This is a genomic window from Paenibacillus amylolyticus, from assembly GCF_047302515.1.
Lineage (GTDB): Bacteria > Bacillota > Bacilli > Paenibacillales > Paenibacillaceae > Paenibacillus > Paenibacillus amylolyticus_G.
Genome location: NZ_CP168019.1, coordinates 3,544,178 through 3,567,433, shown reverse-complemented (window position 1 = coordinate 3,567,433; position 23,256 = coordinate 3,544,178). Strand labels below are relative to the sequence as shown.

Annotated in this window: 18 protein-coding genes; 14 read left to right on the top strand and 4 right to left on the bottom strand. The window is 46.5% G+C overall.

The features are described from left to right. Window positions 1-57: 57 nt before the first annotated feature. Both ACDJ59_RS15265 and ACDJ59_RS15260 read right to left on the bottom strand, forming a co-directional pair. On the bottom strand, window positions 58-3,732 hold the full coding sequence (locus ACDJ59_RS15265) for an amino acid adenylation domain-containing protein (RefSeq protein ID WP_413409828.1): 3,675 nt from the start codon (window positions 3,730-3,732) through the stop codon (window positions 58-60). A gap of 79 nt (window positions 3,733-3,811) precedes the next feature. Further along, window positions 3,812-5,554 carry a methyl-accepting chemotaxis protein gene (locus tag ACDJ59_RS15260; protein WP_413409826.1) on the bottom strand — a complete coding sequence of 581 codons (1,743 nt, stop codon included), beginning with the start codon at window positions 5,552-5,554 and terminating at the stop codon, window positions 3,812-3,814. Between the two features lie 510 nt (window positions 5,555-6,064). Between ACDJ59_RS15260 and rpiA the strand changes: the two genes are divergently transcribed. The 14 genes from rpiA to ACDJ59_RS15190 all read left to right on the top strand — a co-directional run bounded on the left by rpiA (window position 6,065) and on the right by ACDJ59_RS15190 (window position 20,459). Next, complete coding sequence (rpiA, locus tag ACDJ59_RS15255) at window positions 6,065-6,736, top strand: ribose-5-phosphate isomerase RpiA (protein ID WP_017689275.1); 672 nt, start codon at window positions 6,065-6,067, stop codon at window positions 6,734-6,736. Then, window positions 6,699-7,361, top strand: a complete 663-nt coding sequence (locus ACDJ59_RS15250) for a GNAT family N-acetyltransferase (protein ID WP_413403926.1) — start codon at window positions 6,699-6,701, stop codon at window positions 7,359-7,361. The genes rpiA and ACDJ59_RS15250 overlap by 38 nt, the downstream gene beginning before the upstream one ends. Window positions 7,362-7,376: 15 nt before the next feature. After that, window positions 7,377-7,838: a MarR family winged helix-turn-helix transcriptional regulator gene (locus ACDJ59_RS15245; protein WP_017689273.1), complete on the top strand. Its 462-nt coding sequence runs from the start codon at window positions 7,377-7,379 to the stop codon at window positions 7,836-7,838. A gap of 285 nt (window positions 7,839-8,123) precedes the next feature. Beyond that, entirely contained in the window at window positions 8,124-9,218 is a 1,095-nt protein-coding gene (locus tag ACDJ59_RS15240; protein WP_413403924.1) for a B12-binding domain-containing protein, read from the top strand. Between the two features lie 15 nt (window positions 9,219-9,233). Then, window positions 9,234-10,943, top strand: a complete 1,710-nt coding sequence (locus ACDJ59_RS15235; protein WP_413409825.1) for an ATP-binding protein — start codon at window positions 9,234-9,236, stop codon at window positions 10,941-10,943. A gap of 36 nt (window positions 10,944-10,979) precedes the next feature. Then, window positions 10,980-11,942, top strand: a complete 963-nt coding sequence (locus ACDJ59_RS15230) for an alpha/beta hydrolase (RefSeq protein WP_413403922.1) — start codon at window positions 10,980-10,982, stop codon at window positions 11,940-11,942. Between the two features lie 57 nt (window positions 11,943-11,999). Then, on the top strand, window positions 12,000-12,350 hold the full coding sequence (locus tag ACDJ59_RS15225; RefSeq protein WP_339784646.1) for a hypothetical protein: 351 nt from the start codon (window positions 12,000-12,002) through the stop codon (window positions 12,348-12,350). Between the two features lie 17 nt (window positions 12,351-12,367). Further along, entirely contained in the window at window positions 12,368-13,081 is a 714-nt protein-coding gene (locus ACDJ59_RS15220; RefSeq protein ID WP_413403920.1) for a class I SAM-dependent methyltransferase, read from the top strand. Between the two features lie 68 nt (window positions 13,082-13,149). After that, window positions 13,150-14,136: an N-acetylglucosamine kinase gene (locus ACDJ59_RS15215; protein ID WP_413403918.1), complete on the top strand. Its 987-nt coding sequence runs from the start codon at window positions 13,150-13,152 to the stop codon at window positions 14,134-14,136. A gap of 63 nt (window positions 14,137-14,199) precedes the next feature. After that, the gene (locus tag ACDJ59_RS15210) at window positions 14,200-14,637 is read left to right on the top strand and encodes a GNAT family N-acetyltransferase (protein ID WP_413403916.1); all 438 of its coding nucleotides are present in this window, start codon (window positions 14,200-14,202) and stop codon (window positions 14,635-14,637) included. A 220-nt stretch (window positions 14,638-14,857) separates the two neighbouring features. Further along, window positions 14,858-15,316, top strand: coding sequence for a MarR family winged helix-turn-helix transcriptional regulator (locus ACDJ59_RS15205; protein ID WP_413403914.1), 459 nt, complete (start codon window positions 14,858-14,860; stop codon window positions 15,314-15,316). Continuing rightward, the gene (locus ACDJ59_RS15200; protein ID WP_413403912.1) at window positions 15,313-18,480 is read left to right on the top strand and encodes an MMPL family transporter; all 3,168 of its coding nucleotides are present in this window, start codon (window positions 15,313-15,315) and stop codon (window positions 18,478-18,480) included. The genes ACDJ59_RS15205 and ACDJ59_RS15200 overlap by 4 nt, the downstream gene beginning before the upstream one ends. Window positions 18,481-18,678: 198 nt before the next feature. Next, on the top strand, window positions 18,679-19,305 hold the full coding sequence (locus ACDJ59_RS15195; protein ID WP_413403910.1) for a GDSL-type esterase/lipase family protein: 627 nt from the start codon (window positions 18,679-18,681) through the stop codon (window positions 19,303-19,305). 92 nt (window positions 19,306-19,397) lie between these two features. After that, window positions 19,398-20,459, top strand: a complete 1,062-nt coding sequence (locus ACDJ59_RS15190; RefSeq protein WP_413403908.1) for a phosphotransferase enzyme family protein — start codon at window positions 19,398-19,400, stop codon at window positions 20,457-20,459. Between the two features lie 113 nt (window positions 20,460-20,572). Here ACDJ59_RS15190 and ACDJ59_RS15185 read toward each other — a convergent pair whose 3' ends face one another. Together ACDJ59_RS15185 and ACDJ59_RS15180 are read right to left on the bottom strand one after the other, a co-directional pair. Beyond that, window positions 20,573-21,250: a tetratricopeptide repeat protein gene (locus tag ACDJ59_RS15185; RefSeq protein ID WP_036670276.1), complete on the bottom strand. Its 678-nt coding sequence runs from the start codon at window positions 21,248-21,250 to the stop codon at window positions 20,573-20,575. 14 nt (window positions 21,251-21,264) lie between these two features. Continuing rightward, complete coding sequence (locus ACDJ59_RS15180) at window positions 21,265-23,253, bottom strand: GTP-binding protein (protein ID WP_413403905.1); 1,989 nt, start codon at window positions 23,251-23,253, stop codon at window positions 21,265-21,267. Between the last annotated feature and the right edge of the window lie 3 nt (window positions 23,254-23,256).

The window sequence follows — 23,256 nt, the reverse complement described above, 5'->3', positions numbered from 1 at the left end:
GATGGCTCCTTTTCTTGTGACCTTATTTATTAATTAAATGCTAATGATAAAGTGAACTTACTCCATCGCTGTAGAAGTGCCGTTATGGCGCCGGATTGCAGACGGGAAATATCCAATCTGAACGGCGTAGTCTAACATGGCGGAGATGAAGCGATCATCTGTTTTTGCACATGAGATGCCAGCGGGTTCCACATAAGCCGTTGTGACAGGGCAAGCATAGACATATGCTGAATCCTTCGCACCGTCGCCTTCAAGCTGTGCAATAGCCAACTGAAGAGCTTCCGGCTCTTTGCTGATGCTGGCATCGAACAACCAACGTGTGTAATCGGCGAAAGGCAGCGTTTCGACTTCGTAACCAGCCCGATTCACAGAACGGATCAGCTCATCATAACGGATGGGCTCCGGATTACAGATGTGGAATACACGACCGGCGGTATCCTGACGTAAGGCAAGATGAACGATAGCTTCACTTGCATAGTTGATCGGTGTAAAATCAACCATCCAGTCAGCCGCAGGAGCCTTGCCGAGCAATAACATTGCTTTGATCATACGATAAAAGGCGTTGCTATCAATATTGGACTGGAAGCGTCCAGTTTCGGAGTGGCAAGTGAGATTACCAGCACGATAGATGCTGACAGGTACACCTTGCTCGGCGGCAATCATGAGCACTTTCTCGGCTTCAAGCTTGCTGTCCGAATACAGGTTGTCCACATGCAAGTCAGCCGGGAACCGATCATATTGCAGGGAAGATTCCCATTGTCCGCTGAGTGCCAGATCTTCCGGAATACCCATCGTGGATACATGGTGGAAGGAAGCGCCTGGTTTGCTGCGAATCAAGTCTAGCAATGCGACCGTTCCTTCCACGTTTGTTTTGGCGAACTGATCGGCATCGCCGAAATGACGTACGTCTGCAGCGCAGTGGATGACACGGTCAATTCGATCCTGAACATAAGCCCTTTGTTCAGCGGACAGGCCGAGATTAGGTTGTTCGAGATCCCCTTCAATAATCTCCACGCGAGTGGAGAGTTGGTCAGTCAGTTGTTTGCCGAAATAACCTTCCAGCACGTTAGTCAAACGTTCCATTGCAGTTATTCCATTGGATGGTCGACGAACAAGGGTGTAGATTCTTGTCCTGGAATTCAGAATTAACTGTTGCAGCACATGAGAGCCCAGATAACCTGTTGCTCCGGTCAGTAACACATGCTCAGGTTCACGAATGAGCGGATACCCCAACTGGGATGTTAGCTCCACAGGGTGTTCGGATAATTGTGTAATCATACCTTCGGTCACCACTGAATCCGTAACTTCTGCAGCACTGAGAGACAATGCTTCCACACGACGAGCGAGAGCACGGACTGTTTTCTCGGCAAAGAAGTCGGCGATTTTCAGCTGTGGATAATGTGGCTTCAGAATGACCAGTACATGAATGACCCGGAGTGAATCACCACCGATATTGAAGAAGCTGTCTTCGACACCGAAGTCATCGTGCTGAAGGATTTCTTTCCATGCGTCCAGGATAATGGATTCCGTCTCCGTCTCAGGCATGACCCGATCAGGGCGATCTTCATGTCGTTCCATATGAGGCAGGGATACCATCGCTTTGCGATTGATTTTCCCAGTTGGTGCAATCGGCATTTCATCCAGCTGACAGATCCACTTTGGTACAAAATAAGAAGGAAGTTTCTCCGTCAGTTCTGCCTTGATGTCCGAAACAGAGAGGGTACTGCCATCTTTCGATGTAAAGTAACCAACCAGCATATTTTGTCCATCGGATTCTTTCTTCGGAATGACGGCAACGTTCTGGATCTGATCAAGCCGTGCAAAGTGATCTTCGATCTCCCCGATCTCAATCCGGTGACCACGAATTTTTAGCTGTGAGTCACTGCGACCGACATATTCGAGCAACCCAGTATCCAGCAATTTGGCAATATCGCCAGACTTGTAGATTTTCTCCCCTATCGCAAACGGGTTCTCAATGAATGCTTGCTCAGTACGTTCTGGCTGATTCAGATAACCTTTGGCCAGTGCTGGGGTAGCAATATATACCTCACCAGGTACACCTGCCGGACAGAGCTGTTGTTCTTCATTCACAATATATACTTTGTAGTTATGAATCGGTTTACCGATAGGGATGTTCACCACATGTTCGGGAACCTGCTCACTGATGCGGTGAGTAGTTGTGGCTACTGTACATTCGGTAGGTCCGTATACATTAACAATATCAATCTGGTTTCCGAATTTGCGCTGGAAGGCACGAACTTGTTCACCATAGAGCGCTTCTCCGGCTACAGTAATGATTCTGACTTTGGCCAGCTTGTGGAAACCTTCATCGGATAAGTAGGAAGCAAGCTGATTGAAGAAAATCGTAGGCAGTATCGTAATGATGGTTGTTCCTGTCCGTTCAATTGCACTTGCGAATTCTTCAACGGATACACGTTCTTCCGCAGACAACAGATATAATTCTGCTCCATAGAACAAGGCGCCAATGGTATCCCACACGGATGCATCAAAGCTGTATGTAGCAAACTGGGTTAATACATCACCTGGTTGAATGTCACAATCACGCTGAACCACACTGCCAAGATTGGTTACACCCCGGTGGGCAATCAGTGCACCTTTGGGTTTACCGGTCGACCCTGACGTGTAGATGATATATGCAAGATCATCGGGCTGAATATCCAGATTGGGGTTACTTGCTGCAAATCCAGCTAGGCGACCATCCACAGCGAGAATCTGGCGGACCGTAGCTATACTGGAGAACAAGCTGGAAGCTTGGGCATAAGAAGCCTCCGTTGTCAGAACGAATGATGATGCCGTATCTTCCACGATATAACTGTTACGTTCTTGTGGATGCTCAGGATCGATCGGAACATATGCACCACCTGCCTTCAGAATACCAAGCAGGGAGATGATCGTCTCCAGACTTCGATCCATAAAGATACTGACGAATTCACCTTTCTGCAAGCCATTGGATAACAGAACACGTGCAACCTGATTAGCTCGTTCATTCAATTCCCTGTACGTATAACTTTTGGATGGCGATGTTATCGCCGGTGAATCGGGATATGCCGCTGCCGTTGCTTCGAACCAGCCATGAACCGTCTGATTCTCTGGTTCAAGAACAGAAGTATCATTCATTTCACGGTAAAGCAATCGATCTGAGGCAGACAGGATATCTACCGTACCGATTGCTTTCTCACCGTCACGTACAAGGGCGAGTAGAAGAGTCTGATAATATTCTGCATATCTCAGCACGGTAGACTCTTTTAACAGTGAACTATCATAGAACAGATCGAGGATGAGCATGTTCTGATCATCTCGAACGTTCCAGTTTAATATTTGAGGAGCTTGAGGCAACTGTACACTATTCAGCATAAAAAACGATTCAGGGTATCCACCGTTTTGCAACGTGTATTCAATCTTGAGCTGCTCTGAAACCTGATGACAAAGTTGGCTGAAGGCCAATTTCCCCTGAATCTGTAATGAAAGATAGGAAGCTGCCTGATCGGGGGAAAGTATACCTATGGCAAGTTCCTGTTCAGCTGACAATCGGAATAACAAGGCTGCATAAGCTGAGAGGAGTACCGGGTACACCATCTGTTCTCCATACTTCTGTTTAAGTTCACGGCTCAGAGAAGCATGTAATGTGATTTGAGCAGACTGATAAGAGAATGATTGTTGACGTCGCCCAAAATCCAGTGGAATCTGCAGAACTGGCAAGCTAGATTCCATGGAATGGGAAGAAGATGGTTGGTTTTCAATCACTTCAGTTATTCCTCCTTGGTTCAAACCGAATGTTTGTGGATTTGAATTATTGTTTGCTTACATTGAAATGAGAGATCAATTCTTGGAGTTCCTCAGACATGCTGTTAAGGCGTGTGGAGGAATCTACCAATGTAATCAAAGATGCTTTTTGCTCATCAACAGATGAGGAAATTTGTTCACTGCTGTTTGCTGTCTTACTTACGCTTGAAGACAAGTCGTCCGCTGTAGCGGTCATTTCCTCCGTACCCGCAGAGATTTCTTCTGTCGCGCTTGATACTTCCTGAATCTGATTAGATACTTTTTTCGCTGCTTCTAAAATATCTTCGAACAGTTGTCCTGTTTGATCGGCTACGCTGAGTCCTGTATCTACTTCTGACGTACCTTGTTCCATAGCACGTACAGCTTGTTTAATTCCAGCCTGAATCTCTTGGATTAATACGCCAACCTGGCTGGTTGCTTGTTCAGACTGCTCGGCAAGTTTGCGTACTTCACCTGCAACAACTGCAAATCCTCTTCCTTCTTCACCAACACGAGCTGCTTCAATGGAAGCATTAAGAGCAAGCAAGTTGGTCTGGCTGGAGATTCCCGAGATGATATTGAGAATATCGCCAATTTCCTGTGAACGACTCTCCAGAACCTCAATGGCAGAAGCGGTATTTTTAACCGATTCCGTAATCAGATTCATCTGTTCAGATACCTGACGGACAACGCTGTTACCTTGTTGCGAACGACGTTCCATCTCATAGGCTTCATCCGCTACACTTGCCGAGCTGCTGGCAATGGTCTGGATTACGGTAGCCATCTCGGACATGGCACGTGCACTATCCCGGGTTGCCTGTTCCTGCGAACGAATGTTGGAAGTGATTTGAGTCACATTATTATTGATAGAATCTGCATTCTCACTGTTGCGCTCGGAAACTTCATATAGCTCTTTGGCAGATTGATTTACTTCTTGTGACGTGATTTGCACTTTAACGATAGTATCGTTGATTTTGCGAACCATGGTGTTGAACTTCTCGTTAACGAGTCCCAGATCGTCTTTGCCTGTCGGAATGTTGACATTCAAATTACCCCGACTTACGTCATCAATTCCTTTGATCAAGTGACGGATAGGGGAAAGTGTGTTTTTAACTACAAGGTATTGAATAATTAGGAATAACAGCAAGAAGGCCACAAGGATAATAATTCCGTTTTTGAGCAAGGAGTTTAGTCCCGCAGGTACAGCTGATGCATCTGCATCAACGGCAAAATATGAGAAAATCTTTCCGTTGCTGTCTTTGATTGGATATGCGATGGTTGTCCATGTTCCGAAATCATCGGAATAAAATGTTGTGAATGTTGGGCGATCCGTATTAAGCATTTCTTTCAGTGCATTGGCTACAACGACCGGCTGCTCATACATGTCACCAATATTTACGTTCTCACTTTGAAAAGCCTCTCTTAAATTGGTCGGCATCGCTACAAGGGAAGTTAATCTCTTGTTATCGCCACCGAGCTCAACACCGAAGATGTAGGCTTGTGCAATGTTAGGATAATATTCTTGCATCTCATCGAAATACGCTCGTAATTTCGTTTGTGTTGCTCCATCATAGCTACCTTCCGCAATAGCAGCTTGTACCTCGGCAGGATTGATATCTTCAGCCCACTTTTTGGTGATTTGTTCCACCTGTCCATGCAGTTGATCAACAAGAACTGTTTTTTGAAAATAGTAACTGCTTGCGATAAGTGCTACCCCGATGATAACGATATTAGTAAATGAGAGTAACAAATTTTTGGAGAAAAACGACATGCTTTTCCAACTTAATGATTTCACTAAATTCCACTCCTGATCTTCTTTAAATTAAGAAACTTTAGGGTTGCATTGGTACAGTGAACTAGATCATTCCGTGATCCCCTCCAAAGGAAATTTATGCGACCATGGTCTTGGTTTATCAGTCGCTTTCGTAGAGACTTATGTACCGTATGAACCATAGGTGTCTAATTATTAAAACACATCTATAATTAATATGTCGTATAAAATGTCGTTAAATTGAATAGTATCGTTAAATTTTTTTTAATATTTTACGTATTTATGGACATATCAGATGGTTTATAGGTATTTAGAACTGTTTATTTTAAAATTTCCCATTTTTTAGCTTCATTCTGTATTCTATAACATGGTGGGTAAAAATACATCCTTCAACAAAACAAAAATATGATGGCAGAGATGCAACAGAAGGCACGGATATACATCGGAAGCGGTTTTATCTATAATAACTACATATGCATTTCTCAAATTATGAGCAGCGGGGGTTTATAGATGAATCTTAAACAGATAGCAGCAGAGCGTGCGGCAGAATATGTTGAAGATGGAATGAAGGTTGGATTGGGTACAGGTTCAACAGCTTATTATGCCATCTGCCGGATCGGTGAGCGGGTACGTGATGGATTGAACATTCAAGCGGTTGCCACTTCAGAGGCTTCGGACAAGCTTGCCCGTGAATGGGGGATTCCCATCGTCCCATTTGACCAGATTGGACGTCTGGATCTGACCATTGATGGCGCTGATGAAGTAGATCCCGAATTTAACCTGATTAAAGGGGGGGGCGGGGCTCTTTTGCGTGAGAAAATCGTGGCGGCCAATAGTGACAAATTGATTATTGTAGCGGATGGCAGCAAAGCCGTGCAAAAGTTGGGGAAATTCCCGCTTCCAGTTGAGGTGGTTCCATTTGCTTCTGAGTGGACCTTTCAGGCGCTCGAACAATTGGGGTGTCAACCACAGTGGCGGATGGATGGACAGCAACGTTATCTGACAGACAACGGAAACCTGATAGCAGATTGCCACTTGGAGGCGATTGATCATGCTGCGGACCTTAATGTTCAATTGAACATGTTACCAGGTGTTGTTGATAACGGACTATTTGTGGATATGGCTAGTACAGTCATTCTTGCCAATGCGGACGGAAGTATCGAAGAGCTTCATCGTTCTTAATAAGGAAGAGGGTGCTTTTCATCGTATGAAAGAACTGCCAATCGTTGATGGTGAACTTGTACTCAGGTGTGTGGAGAAAAAGGATCTGAAAGAACTCTATGAATTGATCTACAGTGATGACGTACCTGAATGGAAGCAATGGGATGCACCCTATTACCCACTTAAACACGAAAGTTATGAAAGTTTTGAACAAGGTATGCTCAAACGTATGGACGTAGATCCAGGCGATTCCAAACCCGTATCAATCCGTATTATTGAATCCGACAGACAAATTGTGGGTACAATCAGCTATTACATAGAAGATGAGTTATCCATGTGGCTGGAAATGGGGATTGTAATATACAGATCTGTCCAGTGGGGACGCGGGGTTGGCACACGCTCACTTGTCATGTGGTCAAGTCATTTGTTCGAACAGATGCCTTTGGTTCGGGTTGGATTGACTACTTGGTCTGGGAATGAACGTATGATGCGTGCGGCTGTGAAAGCCGGATTACAGATAGAGGGGCGAATGCGGAAGTGTCGTATCGTTCGCGGGCAGTACTATGATTCAATTCGTATGGGGATGCTCCGTGAGGAGTGGGAGCAGAAGCTTGCCCCTCATACGAGCCGAAATGTAAACAACTGATGGAGGATTATTGAAATGCTGAACACGGAGGACAACCGGGAACTGTCTTTACAATTATTCGTGGTTCTTGTTCGGGCCTATAATTCTGTGACCTCACGTTCCAATCGGGACATCCAGAGTCACGGACTGAATACGACAGAATTTGGTGTGCTTGATTTGTTATATCATAAGGGACCGCAGGCATTGCAAAAGATTGGTGAAAAGGTGTTAATGTCCAGTGGTAATATTACGTATGTTGTAGATAAGTTGCAAAATAAAAATCTGCTGTTTCGTCGACCTTCCAAGGAAGATCGGCGTGTCATTTACGCTGAGTTAACCGAAGAAGGAAGAGAATTGTTCACACAGATATTTCCTCAACACCATCAGGTCATCATTGATGCTTTGGAAGGACTTGACCCTTCCGAGAAAGTGGATGCGATTAAGATGTTGAAGAAGCTGGGACTAGCGGCAGAAGGGAAAACTGACTTGCGTTCATAACGCAGGTCAGTTTTTTTGTAGATCTCGAAAAGTACAGGTATATACTGGCTGACTGACTTGCAAGGCCCTCCATAATATAGGAAGATTGTTCTATACATTCATCGTGTGTAAAACATGATCATCGAAATTTCATGTATAATGGAACATAACGATTAAGAGCGGAATGGATGGATTGGATCAAGTAGAAGAACCTATCCCGATTGCAAGTTAACTAACATCGATCTCATTCTGGATTAGTCACGAATGAAGATTGAGTGTGATGCGGGTATGAGGAGGGTGGCATCTATGAGTCATCAAGAAGCAGGAGAACGTTTGCTCCAGGAATCTGCGAACTTAGCTGATAAAATAACGGAGAAACAGTATCTCAGACAGCCCGATTTACTTGAGCGATTTGGCGAGAATGGAAAAATGCGAACCAAACAGGATTCGGAGTATAGCTTGAACTATTTGGCAGAAAGTGCGCTCGTACAGAGTCCAGGTCTGTTTACTCATTATATTGCCTGGCTGAAAGTTTTACTTGAGGGTTATAAGGTATCACCAGAAGACCTGGTGATTAATCTCAATCTGATCAAAGAGACCTTGGAAGAAGAATTTGACCATCCGTCAAAGGCGCTTCTGCTTGAGTATCTGGAGATGGGAATATATAGAACAACACATATGGAGTCACAGGCGGGTTACATCAACGTCAACGAATCCATGCCATATGGAGATGCCGCGCAATCGTACTTACAGTGTTTGCTTGAGAATAAACGGAAAGAAGCCTTTGAGATCATTGAAGCCCAGTTAGAAGCCGGGGTGACGATTCGTGATATTTATCGATATATCTTTCAGCCTACCCAATATGAAATTGGACGATTGTGGCAATGCCATCGTATTAGTGTGGGGCAGGAACACTTTTGTACGGCAGCGACCCAGTCATTCATATCACGTCTCTATTCTCGTTGGTTGATTCATACGGGTCAGGATAAAAAACTAGTGGCTACCTGTGTAGGCAGTGAGCAACATGAGATCGGACTGCGTATGCTCACAGATGTGTTCGAGATGGAAGGTTGGGATACGCATTATCTGGGAGCCAATGTTCCCAATGGAAGTGTAATAGAGGCTATTGAGCTGCATCAGGGCGATGTTGTTGCGATTTCAGTTACGATGACGTATCACCTTCATCTGGCCAAAGAGTTGATTCATCTGATCCGTCATCATCCGGCAACGGCACATGTGAAGATTATGGTTGGGGGATATCCCTTTAATATTGATCAGGAGTTGTGGAAAACGATAGGAGCTGACGGTTATGCTCCAGGAGCCGATGAAGCGGTAGCGGTTGCAGAACAATTACTGTCTCAGCCAGCTACATGTAATTATCTTGATATGGTTAGGGATTAGGAGAGGGATGTTGTGATGTCTAATGAGAGCGGAGAGATACAGAGGCTACGCAGAACGATTGAGCAGTTATCAGATCAGATGATCCGGAGTAAAGAGCAAGAGGAACGGACACTTACGGAATTCTCGGATATGAATAATGAACTGGTGACACTCCAGCGTCTGCTTGCAAAGAACAATAACAGTCTTGAAGCTGCACGTCAGCAAGCAGTAGATGCAGGTGATTCAAAAATTGCATTTATTGCAGGCATCAGTCATGATTTTCGTACGCCATTAAATGGCATATTGGGAATGGCTGAGATGCTGAAGTTGTCTCCCTTGTCTGAAGAACAGGAGAATTCCGTTTCCGTTATACAGGATGCTGCCAAACTGCTGCTCAAGCTGATTCAGGATCTTCTGGATCTGTCCAAACTTGAGGCGGGTCAGATGCGACTTGAACTGGGAGAAGTGAATCTGCAAGAGACGATAAACTATATCGTTCGTTTGCTCGAACCCCAAGTCAGAAAGAACGGAAATCAGTTATCGATAGACTGTGACCCCAGAATCTCTACTCTTCTTGAAGGGGATTCAACGAGGATTACACAGATACTGATCAATCTAATTCAGAATGCGAACAAATTCACATCAGAAGGTACAGTGCGGATACGAGTCACCCTTATGAAAGATGATGAGATTACACAAATGATCCGATATGAAGTCGAAGACACGGGGATTGGTATCTCGGAAGAAGATCAGAAACAGTTATTTCAACCCTACGTGCAGACTGAACAAGGTCGCTCAAGTGAGTATGGAGGAACGGGCCTTGGATTATCGATCTGCAAGTCGCTCGTTACACTGATGGAAGGTCAGATTGGAGTAGACAGTCAAGAGGGTGAAGGATCAACATTCTGGTTCGAACTTACACTTGATAAGAAAGACGGTAATCAGTCCGCTAACCAGTCTGTTGCTTCCGCTCAAGAGCAACAGGGGCAGGATATGGATGATGAAGCTCCTTCTGTATCTGTATTGCTGGCCGATGATAATGTCATCAACCGACAGCTTGTTATGTTACAGCTCAAGAAACTGGGAATAACCCAAGTGGACGCTGTAGTGAATGGGGAAGAGGCAATAGCTGCTTTTCTCAGCAAAAAATACAGTTTGATTCTCATGGATTATATGATGCCAGTGATAGACGGTTTGGAGGCCACACGCAAAATCCGCTCGATAGAAATGGATGAAATGCGCCATACCACACCAATCATTGCAATGACAGGTAATGTCATGCAGGGAGAGAAAGACAAGTGTATGGAAGCCGGGATGAATGACTTTATTGGCAAACCTTTCACGCTGGAAATTCTGAGTAAGATGATCGAGAAGTGGCAGCAATCCTCCGAACCGACCGAGGTACTAAATATGAGCATCGTACATGAAATTGCGGAATTAAACACCGATGGCGATCGTACACTCCTTGGTATGTTGTTGGACATGTATCGTACCGATACACCTGGCAAAATTGAGGTGCTGCGCAGACATATTGTGTCGGGCGACCATGTGGCTGCAACCGAGGTAGCCCATGATCTGAAATCAGGGAGTTTGAGTCTGGGGATTCGTTATTTATCAACTTTGTTTGCCCGGATAGAGCAGTTCGCGAAGGAAGGTCAATCACGAAAAGCAGAACCTTTGCTGGATGCTTTGTTACCCGCCTATCAAGCAGCATGTGCATCACTGCAACAAATAAGTAAAGATTGAACATATCTTAATGAGGAAAGAGGGTAGGACTCGTTCATGTTATTCTACGTACTTGCAGCACTGGTACTGATCGTTCTTGCTCTTCTGTGGACAGGTGGGCTTTATTTTTTCAAAACGGCCATTCGCCGTACGCCAAAAACATTTTTGGTGGATAATCCGAATCTGATGCCTGAACCGGACAATGAAATCATTAGCAGTGCTTCTGACCTGAAGTGGCTGGATGCTCAGCCTACAGAAGAGATATCTCTTCAATCACATGATGGATTAAAACTGTATGGTACATGGCTCGGTTCCAATAAAGGGTCGGATCAGACGGTTATTCTGGCACATGGTTATTCGGGGAGAGGCAGAGAAATGGCTGGTTTTGCCCGGTTTTATGCGGAAAAGCACGGTTATAACGTACTCATGCCAGATGATCGGGGTCATGGCCGGAGCGAAGGTGATATCATCGGTTTTGGTTGGTTAGATCGGAAGGATTATGCCCAGTGGACCAACTGGGTGCTTGAAAAAGTGGGTACACAAGGGGAAATCCTATTGCACGGCATATCCATGGGAGGAGCAACCGTACTGATGACAGGTGGTGAAGCCCTGCCGACTCAGGTTAAAGCGATTGTCTCTGATTGTGCGTATACATCCGTGGAAGAAGAACTGACGTTCCAGTTAAAGCAATTATACAAGCTTCCTGCATTTCCGTTTATACCTGTCACAAGTCTAATCTCCCGATGGAAAGCAGGGTATTCCTTTAGAGAGGCTTCGGCTCTCAAGCAGCTTGCCAAAGTTAACGTTCCCGTGTTATTCATCCACGGTGAAGCTGATATGTTTGTACCAACGGAAATGGTGTACAGGTTGTATGAAGCTTGCCCAACCAAAAAGGAATTGCTGACCGTCCCCCGTGCGGGTCATGGCACAGCGTTTCAAGTCGATCGCACCGGATATGAGGCGGCACTGGAATCCTTTATGAAAAAAAATCTGTCGCAACCAGAATCCGTAATCAATTGATTCTCGTATTGTATTATGGGTATTCATTGATAGGACAGATGTGTAAGGAGGCGGAAGATGGCGCGCACACAAAGGAAATGTTCTTACTGCCATGAAGGAATGGCAGAAGATGAGTTTAAGTGCAAATCTTGCGGTAATCTGGTTGCCACCAAAACGGCATTGCCTGAACAACCTTATATGATCGAATATGAAGAATCGGTATTGGATCGTTATTCCATCATTTTGCTTGTACTGATTACACTTTTTCTCGCTCCGGTGGCTATTTCCATTGGTGGAGTTATGTTATTTAACGACAGTTCATACAAGAGGGATACGGGTAAATTGCTTGTAACGGCTGGATTCGTCATCATGATCATTTTTTCAATCATTCTATTCGCCGGTACTGGGACATTGACGTTTAACTTCTAAACGATGGGGGTGTTTTAATGGGAAACGAACAATTTGAGGCTGCGCGAAAAGCAGAGGCAGGTTATCATTCCAATTTCTATCAGAATAATGAATTATTCGCCTCCGGTACCTGGATGTCGAGGCCCATGCCTATGGTGATGGATATGCTGGAACGTCTACTTGCTCACAAGGAGGAGTTGCGTGTCCTCGATCTGGGATGCGGAGTGGGAAGGCATACGATACCGATTGCACAGCGCCTTGCAAAAACGAAGAGTGAAGTCATCGGTGTGGATTTACTGGATGAGGCCGTAGACGGACTTCGCAAGTATGCGAAAGAATATCAGGTTGATCATATCGTACAGGCAGTGAAAGCAGATGTTGAGCATTATGCTGTGGAGCCAAACTATTTTGATTATATCGCTGCTTGTTCTTGTCTGGAACATGTCTCAAATAAGCAAGCCTTTATGGAAGCGATAGACCGGTTACAGGCCGGAACTCGCACAGGGGGCATTCATTGTATTACGATGAGTACCAATGTGGAGGAAAAAGAAATCAATACAGGCAAGGAGATTGAACCATTAATTGAACTGAACCTGCCCACAGCCGAGGCGATTGCTATACTGGAGAAGGCTTACAAAGGCTGGAATATTCTGCTTCAGGAACATGTCACACAGACGATTGAAGAGGAAAAGTATGATGAACCGACACAATTTCGTTGTGAACTGCTTCGTTTCGCTGTGCAAAAGCAATAAATTCTCTGCCGGGACCTGACAATGGACCCGGCACTCTTAATGTGTGGTCTGAAGGGAGATCGTTAAGGATGAATACATATGTAATAGGGATGGATGGAGGAGGGAGCCACACGCGTGTGGCTGTCGCAGATCAGAACGGGAAGATTTTATCCTATGTGCAAAAGAGTGGTTGCAACCGTTATCACGATATCAATGCCGAGCAAAATGTGCTGGAAGCTATCGCCGAAGCGATAACTCAGGCTGGACTCCAATCAGATCAGATCGCCTCCATTCAGGCAGGAATGGCAGGTCTGAATCAGCCTGAAGATACGATTTGGGCGGAGGCATTACTCGCTCGTACGGGGATTACAGGCAGGATCAGTGCGGTAAACGATACGCACATCGCACATACAGCGGCCTTCGATGGTGAGCCAGGTATTGTCGCTATTGGAGGAACAGGATCTCTGATCCTTGGCAGAACCGAACAGGGAGCTTGGCTCCGCAACGATCAGTTCGGTCATTATGCGCCGACAGCAGCACGTTTTCTGGCTTACGACACCGTGCATTCCATCCTCGCGGGACGTTATGGGCCGCAGGACCAAGCTTGGATTGAGCAGGTGTTGAAATATTGGAATGTTGCCTCAATTCGAGAACTCGCTGCACTGGGGATAGCCGGTTTTGCCGAAAATAAACAGGCGACCAACCGGAAATTTGGTCAGATGGCGTCTATGGTGACTGAAGCTGCTGACCGGAATATACCCCTCGCAGTTAGGGTGTGCGGCTCGGCAGCCGATACGGCTGTTGTGGGCATCCTGATGCTGGCATCCTGTTTCGATCAGCCCACAGTGTCCATGACGCTTACCGGAAGCTGTCTGAGTTCACCATATATGGTGGAGGCTGTTCAGAAAGGACTGGATGCTGCCAATATGCGCGAAGGGAAAAGAATTCAATACATACCCAGTAACTTGCCGGGAGTTGGGGGGGCAATGCTGGATGCCTATCATTTGGCGCAGATCAACGTATCGGATAACATCTCAACTGTGCTTCAATCGGAGCTGAATCGGCACACGACTTGAACTTTTAGAGGCGAACGACTACAATACGATAACGGAAACAAGCAAGGTATAGGAGGAATCAAGGTGTTAATTAATCTGAAATCACGCATACAGGAGCCGGAAGTACAGGAGCTGTTGTCCTACTCGGTTTTTCCTGATCCGGATCACTTGAACCGTGCGTTGCAACAATATGTAGAGAAAGACGAATTGCAAATGGGCGGTTACGAAGATGAGGGACAATTGATCGGTCTGATTGGATATGAGAAGACAGGAACAAGTGAGGTTACCATTCATCATATCTCGGTTTTGCCTGAAAACCGCTTTAAAAATTATGGACGTGGTATGATCTCACAGCTGTTGGCAACATACAATCCTGATAGACTGATTGCTGAGACCGAGCTGGAAGCCGTCGAGTTTTATCGGAATACGGGGTTCGTGGTATATAGTCTGGGTGAATTATACCCAGGTGTGGAGCGATTCCGTTGCGTGCTTGAAAAAGAGGAAAATACAGACGAAGAGTAGCACAGAGGCATTTTATTACTTTAAGAAATATATGGATTATAATCATTACAGGATGTTGGATTTGGCAATGAGCTGAGTCGGACGTCCTGTTTTTTTTGTCGTTTTCATCAAAAAAGCAGGAAAAAAGTATTGCTTTGTAAGTTTGTTTCATTATAGAATAGTTTCACAGAAGAATAGTTCGTTAAGTGAACTATATAGATTTGGGAAAGGAGAATGAAGAATGAGTACACCGGATGCAAAAAGTTTGGTGAACCGCTATTTGGATGCTTCCTTTATGGTCAATAAGAGGTTTGATACGCGGATACGCGAACAAGTGGGGCTGACGATAACGACCGATCAGTTCTGCGCACTTCGTCTGATTGAAGAGAAACCTTCCTGCACGCCCTCTGATCTTGCAGAGCTTCTGTGTATAGGTAAGAGCAGCATTACCGCTTTGGTCAACAAGCTGGTGGATCGCGACCTGGTACATCGGGCCGGGGATGAACGTGACCGCCGCGTTGTATATCTGACACTGACGGATACCGGACGACAGGTATACAGGGAAACAGAACGGGAAATACAGCAGATTCTGGAGCCGTATCTGGTTCATTTTAAACCGGAAGAAGTCCGAATTTTCATTGAATCTTTTGAGAAGCTTGCAGCTTTGCTATCGCATGAAGGAGGACGGGAGAACGAATGAGAACGATACTAAAAGCAAGATGGTGGTTAATGGGGCTATGGGTTGTTTTAGCTGCCGTGTTGATGTTTACCGCCCCTAACATGAGTGAACTGATCCGGGAAAAGGGACAGTTTTCGGTTCCGGAAGGGTACTCTTCCACCCAGGCAGCAGAAATTTTGAATGAAGCTGCAGCACAAAAAGGAGAACAACAGGGGAGCCAGATCGCCCTCGTATTCTATAATCCCGATGGGCTGGGCACCACGGGGAAACAAGAGGCAGAGAAGGCCGTTAAAAACTTGGAGGCCGACAAGGAGAAGTTGGGCATTCTGTCCATTCTGGAACCTTTCTCTCAGCCTGAACTGTCCGAGAAGATGATCTCAGCTGATGGCAAAACGATTCTAACGTCGCTATCTATTGATCAGGGAGATCGTACGGTCAAGGAAATGCGGGAAGACCTGAATGAAGCATTGAAGTCCGTCAATGTGGAGCACTACATAACCGGTAAAGGTCTGATTGATGAGGACACCATTGAAAGTTCCCAAGAGGGGCTTAAGAAATCGGAATATATTACAGTTGTCTTTATTTTACTCATTCTGTTCCTGGTCTTCCGTTCGTTTGTAGCTCCGTTTGTCCCGCTGCTGACGGTGGGGATCAGTTACATTGTATCGCAACAGATTGTTGCATTCCTGGTGGATGGGCTGGACTTCCCGATATCCACATTTACACAGATCTTTATGGTCGCCGTCATGTTTGGGATTGGTACGGATTACTGCATCCTGTTGATCAGTCGGTTCAAGGAAGAACTGGCTCATCATGAGAATACGTGGGATGCCATCATTGCTACCTATCGTACTGCCGGTAAAACGGTACTCTTCTCAGCACTAGCTGTGCTGGTTGGATTCATTGCGATTGGCTTTGCCCAGTTTATGTTGTACCGTTCTGCGGTTGCCGTAGCTGTAGGTATTGCAGTGATGATGCTTGCCTTGGTGACCATCGTGCCATTCTTCATGGCGGTGTTAGGCAAGAAGTTATTCTGGCCGTCGAAGGGTTCACTTGAACATGCCGAGAGCAAGATCTATGGTGCAGCTGGTCGCTTTTCACTTAAACGTCCATGGGCTGCGCTGCTCATCGTTGCAGCTGTCTGTGTGCCTCTTCTGGCAACCTACGATGGCAAACTGTCGTTCAATAGTCTCGATGAGATTGGTGAGAAATATGATTCCGTAAAAGCATTTAACATTATCTCTGACAGCTTTGGTCCGGGTGAATCACTGCCGGGTCAGATCGTCATCCAGAATGATGAAGCGATGGATAATGCGAAGTATATGGCCGTTGCCGAGAAAATTAGCCGGGAAGTAGAGAAAGTAGCCGGAGTCTCTGGTGTCCGCAGTATGACACGACCTACGGGTGATGAGATTAAAGATTTTGAAGTTACACAGCAAGTGGGAACATTATCGGATGGACTGGGTGAAGGCAAGACGGGTCTGGACAAAATCCGTGATGGCCTGAGTGAAGCCAGTAGTCAGCTAAGTAAAAATGAACCACAGTTAAAAGAAGCTGCTGATGGAGCAGGTGAACTTACCAAAGGAACCTCCCAGTTGCAATCGGGTATTACGCAACTCAGTGAGGGACTAGGGCAGATTGAAAAAGGTATTCGAGATGGTTCGGCAGGTGCAGGGGATCTGAAAGCCGGACTTCAGCAAGCCAAAACGAGTGCAGATCAACTTGCGCAGGCAAACAATCAGTTGCTTGAAGCCTATCGTCAGGCGGGAGCAGGGGTCGCTGCACTGGGGGATGGAACCCGCGAACTGGAACAACAGCTGAACGGGGTTTCAACAGCTCTAACCAGTCTGTCCGAATCCTTCACAGCACTTGAAGAGCGGTATCCTGAATTACAGCAAGATGCTGATTACCAGCGTATCAAAGGTACGATTGGAGAAACAGGTTCTGGCACAGCGCAGCTTGCTCAAGGTTTGGGTCAGATTAAGACCAAACTTGGGGAAGCCGCTGCTGGAATTAATCAGGCCAATGAAGGGTTTGCCTCCGCAGCAGCCGGACAAAAGGCGCTTGCCGATGGCCTGGGCCAGATTGTAACGGGAATCGGTCTGTTGCAATCCGGTCTCAAACAGGCTGCGGATGGTCAAGGTAAAGTGATTAGTGAAATTCCTTCCATTCAGGATGGACTTGGCCAGCTTCAGGGCGGTCAGGAGAAAATTCAGCAAGGCTTCTCGGATCTGAGTGGTCAGCTGACACAACTGACAGATGGACTGAACCAGAGTGTCGATGGTATTAAACAGGTATCCGGGGGACTGGATTCAGCGCAGGACTACCTGACGCAATTGCAAAATTCACCAGATTCCGATCTGGCAGGCTGGTACGTTCCTGATGAAGCATTGAACAGCAAAGACTTCACACAAGTATTTGATACGTATCTGTCTGAAGATCGGAAAACGATGACGATTGATGTTATTTTCGCCGAAAATCCATACGGAACAGAAGCCATTGATCGTGTTCCTGACATTGAGGCGGCAGTACATCGCGCGGTACAAGGCAGTACGCTTGAAAAAGCAGACATCGCCATAGGTGGCGTTACGAGTACGTTTGCAGATTTGCAGGAGATCTCGAATAACGACTATACACGTACTGTAATGCTGATGCTGGCAGGCACATTTATTATTCTGGTTGTGCTGCTTCGCTCGGTCATTATGCCATTGTATCTGATCGTTTCCTTATTACTGGCTTATTTCACATCGATGGCGTTAACCGAAGTGATCTTTGTTAATATCCTCGGATTCGCAGGCATTAGCTGGGTTACTCCGTTCTTCGGATTTGTCATGCTGATTGCACTTGGTGTGGATTATAGCATCTTCCTGATGGACCGCTTCAATGAGAACAAAGGCATGAAAGTACAGGATGCGATGTTGTACGCGATGAAGAACATGGGCACCGTTATTCTATCTGCCGCGGTCATTCTGAGCGGTACATTTGCTGCCATGTATCCATCCGGTGTTCTCTCGATGATGCAGATTGCCACAGTAGTCCTTAGCGGATTGATCTTGTACTCTCTGCTGTTCCTGCCATTCTTCGTCCCAGTGATGGTGAAGATGTTTGGCCGGGCCAACTGGTGGCCGTTCCCGAACAAGGAACAATCAGATTCCGTTGATTCGGATCGGACCATAGGCATGTAATGCATTGCAATGAATCTGGCTCTGCCGCGTTATGTGGCAGGGCTTTTTTATTTTTTGCCTCTACAGGAAAGCTACAACTTGTGTAAAAGAAAGGTGCATGCCTAAGGACACCATCCCGCGCCTTGTCTTGCCACTCATCATAAGATATAGAGCAGTTCATTATTGTTCAGAGAAATTACAGCAGAGAGGGGCGACGGGATGGTATATCGATATGTGGCTGTAGGAGATTCATTAACGGTAGGTACAGGAGCGTTGCTGGGCACCGGCTTTGTTCCTTTATATCGACGAATGGCAGAAATGAATGTTCGTACGTTTGTATCCATGGAAAATATGGGCGTGAATGGACTGACGTCGGGGGAAATGTTACAGATGATCTCTTCGCATCCCCGAGTGCGGCAATCGCTCCGTGAAGCGGATATCATTACGATATCCATTGGCGGGAATGATCTGATTCGTACGTTCAAAGCAAGTAATGGCATTCCAAATGCCAGCAAAATGACACAGGTGCTCGGAGAAACCCGCAGTAATGTATCCCAGATCATGCGGCACATTCGGCAGTTAAAGGGCAACCATGAGTATATGGTCCGATCCATCGGATTGTACAACCCGTATCCACAAGCGACGGAAGCTGCGTACTGGGTGCGCCAATATAATTCGTTTTTGAATGGAGCGGGATCAGGCAACTATGCGTGTGCTCAGGTATATGACAGGTTCGAAGGTCGTGAACGTGAACTGTTGTTCTGGGATAGAGTGCATCCTAATGCAAGAGGGTATCGTGTCATTGCGGAGCAGCTTAATCGGACGGGATATTATCCGTTCTCTTGATCACTTTGGAACAGAACTAGACCAAGCGATGGACTTCCTTTAAGATAAATAGAAGACAGTTCCATTTTGTGAGATAAAGGGGTTAATTTTTGGTGCAAAACATCGATTCCGGTTCCCTCCATCCTTCAGAGCAGCAACGTATATCCGAAGTGTTGGCCTTATATGGTTTCACATCGGATTGGAAAGGCGAGCGTGGAAAGGGTGGGATGAATAATTCTACTTACATGCTCCAGGTAGACGGGACTAATTACGTCATGAGACAATATGAAACACATAATGATCCGATGAAAATTACCTTTGAACACAAGGTGCTGGCAGCCCTTCAACGTTCGAACTTTAAGCTTGATACACCTTCACCTGTAAGGCGGTTATCTGGTGAGGAAGGTACATTCCTTTCTGTAAAAGATACCCTCACTGGTCATACCAAAATCGTGACTCTGTTTCATTATAGGGAAGGCGTCAATCCCATCTGGCATACACCAGATCAATTGATAGGGCTCGGTAAAGCGGCGGGGGCCCTGTCTTCTGTTATGGCTACGCTGGATATACCACTTGAACCTGTGTATCCACCATACTATCGAATTCAGGATGCGTATCCGCTCTGTTCACCAGAACGATTATTACAGCTATGCACATCGCCGCCGGAGCAATTGGCCGCATGTGCGAATGAGTTGAAGCAACTGAGAGATGCGCTGCCAGATCTGTTTGAAGCCCTGCGGGGAATGGAACTTCTGCCGCATCAATTGGTTCATGGGGACGTGAATGCCTCGAATGTATTGGTAGATCAGCAGGATGGTGAAATCTGTGCCATTTTGGATTTTGAATTTGCGACATGGGATTTGCGGGTAATGGAGCTGGCTGTTCCGATGTCTGACCTCCTTACCATGGACAAGAGTGAAGATTGGATGTGGCAGGCACAGGAGGGACTGATCAGGGGATTTTGGGAACAGGTCAGCCTGAAACCGGAAGAGTTGCTGTCCATACCTCGATTGATTTTGCTGCGTAGTCTGGATGTGGTCATGCATTTCATCAGTCGGATGTTCGAGGGTACAGATGAGCCGGAAGTGGCTGTGGAGCAGATTGTGAAGCTCAAACAGCGGATTGACTGGATGCGTCTTCATGAAGAACGACTGCGTGAGATATTGGTGTATTAAAATCGTTGTTAAGAATAAAGTGCACTGGTTCTGCTCATACGAGGGCAGAGATCAGTGCACTTTTATTGGTTAGAAAAGTGATATATGAAGATTACGGCGTATAGCGGATGACATTACAATCCACGTTTGCGGAACCAACTGCGGACAGCCCAGCGGCGCTCCTGACGTTTTTTGTATTTGGGCAACGAACGATAAACGTTCAACGATTGCTCGTAAGCCTGCTTCGCGTCTGCATTGCGTCCGAGGGAACGGTGAACCGAGCCGAGCAGATAATAAGCTTCACTGGAAGAGGAATGAATCTCCTGAAACTGATGTACATAATCCAGCGCTTTGTCTTCATGCGTATCTTTGAAAGCTCCAGCAAGGGTTAGGTACGGGCGTCCGTACTTGACTCTGGGGTTGATCTCGAGGGCTTGCAAAATATGACGTTCGCCTTTTTCGATGTTACCCAGATGAAGCTCAGTCGTCCCTAATGCCTCCCAGTACTCAGCTGATTGCTCGTATGGGCGTTCCAGTTCAAGCAATAACGCATGTGCCTCACTGTAACGTTTGCGCTCAATCAGCAGGCGAGCCAGCTCCAGCTTGGAAGAAACTTCATTGGGGCTCATCGCAAGCTGTTGCCGAAGCCGGGAGATGTTACGCATACGCTTGAGAGGTTTCGTGAAGCTTGGAAATACGCCAACATAGCGACGATCCAGGAAGTACAGTATAACGAGTAAAATCAGAATGGCAATGAACGGATTACCTATAATCCGCCACAGAAGGCCAAAGATAAGAAATTTAATAAGCACAAGGTCAACTCCATTTATGATGTAATCGCGTTTCGTACACTTAAAATATATTTCGACTGATCCAGCGGGTTAACTCCTCTGCGTTTGCGAGTATGATTCGCATCCGCAGGACAATCTTGGTATCCGGCAAACGAAGTCGTAAGCACTCCGCGGCCGCTTGTCTCGGAACGCAGTTTCACCGGATAATCCATTGAGGTGGCAAGAGGCATAACTCCTTCAATAATACAACGTCCGCTACCAATGACGGGGGCTTCGAAGGTTGCCCGCATATGTACCAGATCGCTAAGGGCCTTACCGCCGTATTCCTCCGGGACCGTCAGCCGGAACTGAAGAAGGGGTTCCAGCAACGTGGTACCTGTTCTCGACAATCCATCCATGATTCCCATAGGCGTGGCTACAACAAAATCCAGCGGATGTGTATGCCAGACATGATGTTCCCCTTCCACCAGCGTGATGCGCAGATCGGTTACTTCCCAACCGAGCATACCTTGAGACAAGGCTTCCGGAATTCGTCGTTCAACTTCATTCTGATAACGTATCAGCAGATCTTCTGTCCTTACGTTTGAGGCATAGATCAGACCGCTTCCGCGAGGCAAAGGTTCAATCTTGAAGCGGAGGATGGCCCAGCAGGGCTTAGGCATCGTATAGGCGATATAACCTTCCCCGGCTGTACGGGGTGTTTCCTTATAGATGACGGATGGCGGATCAAACACGACATCCAATCCGAAACGACTCAGCAACAGGCTGGATAAAATCTCAAGCTGAATGGTTCCCATGACCTTGAGATGCAGTTCTCGTTCCTCCGGCAACCATTGCAGGTCGAGTAAGGGATCTTCATCCGTCAACTCTTGCAATGCTGCAACAAGATCGGGGTACTGTGCCGGGTCCTTGCCATGTACTTGTACGGTCAGCAAAGGTACAGCCATCTGTGGCAGAGGAGGTACACCCTCAGGATTGCCGATAATGTCACCTACATGTGTGTCACTCAGTCCATACAGCGCAGCAATCTGCCCCGCGTGAACGGCACCGGTATCCGCCCATTTCCGTCCATCCATGCGGCGAATCTGCGTCACTTTCTCTTCAAGCTCCCGCGTCGAATTATGGATGGTATCCCGATTGTATAAGCTGCCACCATACATACGGACGTAAGCCGTGCGTCCCATCGTACGGTCACGTTCAATCTTGAATACAACACCCGATACGGGAGAATCCACTGGTTGTGCAGGTGGGGGCAGGAATGCAAGGACTGCGTCCAGCAATGCCGTGACGCCAATTCCTTTGCCGGAAGCACCATAACACACAGGGAACATCTCACCCTTATGCACATACCGCAGGAATGATTCATTCAGATCCCTTTGCGATAACGGAGTTTCCTGGATGTAGGCTTCCATGACCTCTTCGTCCAGCTCGGCAAGTATCTCGACCAGACCTGGAATGGAAGGTGTCCCATCTGACAGAGAATCTTGATTCGGGTTCCAGAGGGAGTCGATGCCATGAAATGAATCTTCATGGAGCTGATACGCTTGGATTTCGCATGCGAAAGGGGACAGGGTGGAACGAATCTGCTCCATTACAGCTGGGGCAGATGCGCCAATCCGATCCATTTTATTAATATAAATGATGGTTGGGATGCGAAGTGAACGAAGGGCATGCCAGATGGCTTCACTCTGGGACTGAATGCCTTCTACTGCCGACAGAATGAGAATAGCGCCATCCATTACCCGGAGTGTTCGCTCTACTTCGGAGCTAAAATCAATGTGACCAGGCGTATCAATGAGGTCAATGATGGTGTTCTTCCAGATCAGAGAGGTCATGGCTGCCTGAACGGATATGCCACGTTCTTTCTCAATGTCCAGGGAGTCTGTGGCTGTTGTTCCGTCATCTACACGTCCCGGACTGCGGACGACACCACTCTCAAATAACATATGCTCGGTGGTGGTTGTTTTCCCCGCATCCACATGGGCGAAGATGCCAATATTCCTGCGATTCAATTCGTTTAACATGGA

What these genes read in the sequence shown, in the direction of transcription:
- ACDJ59_RS15265 (WP_413409828.1), bottom strand. Translation starts at nt 3,732, where the DNA reads ATGGAATCTAGCTTGCCAGTTCTGCAGATTCCACTGGATTTTGGGCGA.
- ACDJ59_RS15260 (WP_413409826.1), bottom strand. Translation starts at nt 5,554, where the DNA reads ATGTCGTTTTTCTCCAAAAATTTGTTACTCTCATTTACTAATATCGTT.
- rpiA (WP_017689275.1), top strand. Translation starts at nt 6,065, where the DNA reads ATGAATCTTAAACAGATAGCAGCAGAGCGTGCGGCAGAATATGTTGAA.
- ACDJ59_RS15250 (WP_413403926.1), top strand. Translation starts at nt 6,699, where the DNA reads ATGCGGACGGAAGTATCGAAGAGCTTCATCGTTCTTAATAAGGAAGAG.
- ACDJ59_RS15245 (WP_017689273.1), top strand. Translation starts at nt 7,377, where the DNA reads ATGCTGAACACGGAGGACAACCGGGAACTGTCTTTACAATTATTCGTG.
- ACDJ59_RS15240 (WP_413403924.1), top strand. Translation starts at nt 8,124, where the DNA reads ATGAGTCATCAAGAAGCAGGAGAACGTTTGCTCCAGGAATCTGCGAAC.
- ACDJ59_RS15235 (WP_413409825.1), top strand. Translation starts at nt 9,234, where the DNA reads ATGTCTAATGAGAGCGGAGAGATACAGAGGCTACGCAGAACGATTGAG.
- ACDJ59_RS15230 (WP_413403922.1), top strand. Translation starts at nt 10,980, where the DNA reads ATGTTATTCTACGTACTTGCAGCACTGGTACTGATCGTTCTTGCTCTT.
- ACDJ59_RS15225 (WP_339784646.1), top strand. Translation starts at nt 12,000, where the DNA reads ATGGCGCGCACACAAAGGAAATGTTCTTACTGCCATGAAGGAATGGCA.
- ACDJ59_RS15220 (WP_413403920.1), top strand. Translation starts at nt 12,368, where the DNA reads ATGGGAAACGAACAATTTGAGGCTGCGCGAAAAGCAGAGGCAGGTTAT.
- ACDJ59_RS15215 (WP_413403918.1), top strand. Translation starts at nt 13,150, where the DNA reads ATGAATACATATGTAATAGGGATGGATGGAGGAGGGAGCCACACGCGT.
- ACDJ59_RS15205 (WP_413403914.1), top strand. Translation starts at nt 14,858, where the DNA reads ATGAGTACACCGGATGCAAAAAGTTTGGTGAACCGCTATTTGGATGCT.
- ACDJ59_RS15200 (WP_413403912.1), top strand. Translation starts at nt 15,313, where the DNA reads ATGAGAACGATACTAAAAGCAAGATGGTGGTTAATGGGGCTATGGGTT.
- ACDJ59_RS15195 (WP_413403910.1), top strand. Translation starts at nt 18,679, where the DNA reads ATGGTATATCGATATGTGGCTGTAGGAGATTCATTAACGGTAGGTACA.
- ACDJ59_RS15180 (WP_413403905.1), bottom strand. Translation starts at nt 23,253, where the DNA reads ATGTTAAACGAATTGAATCGCAGGAATATTGGCATCTTCGCCCATGTG.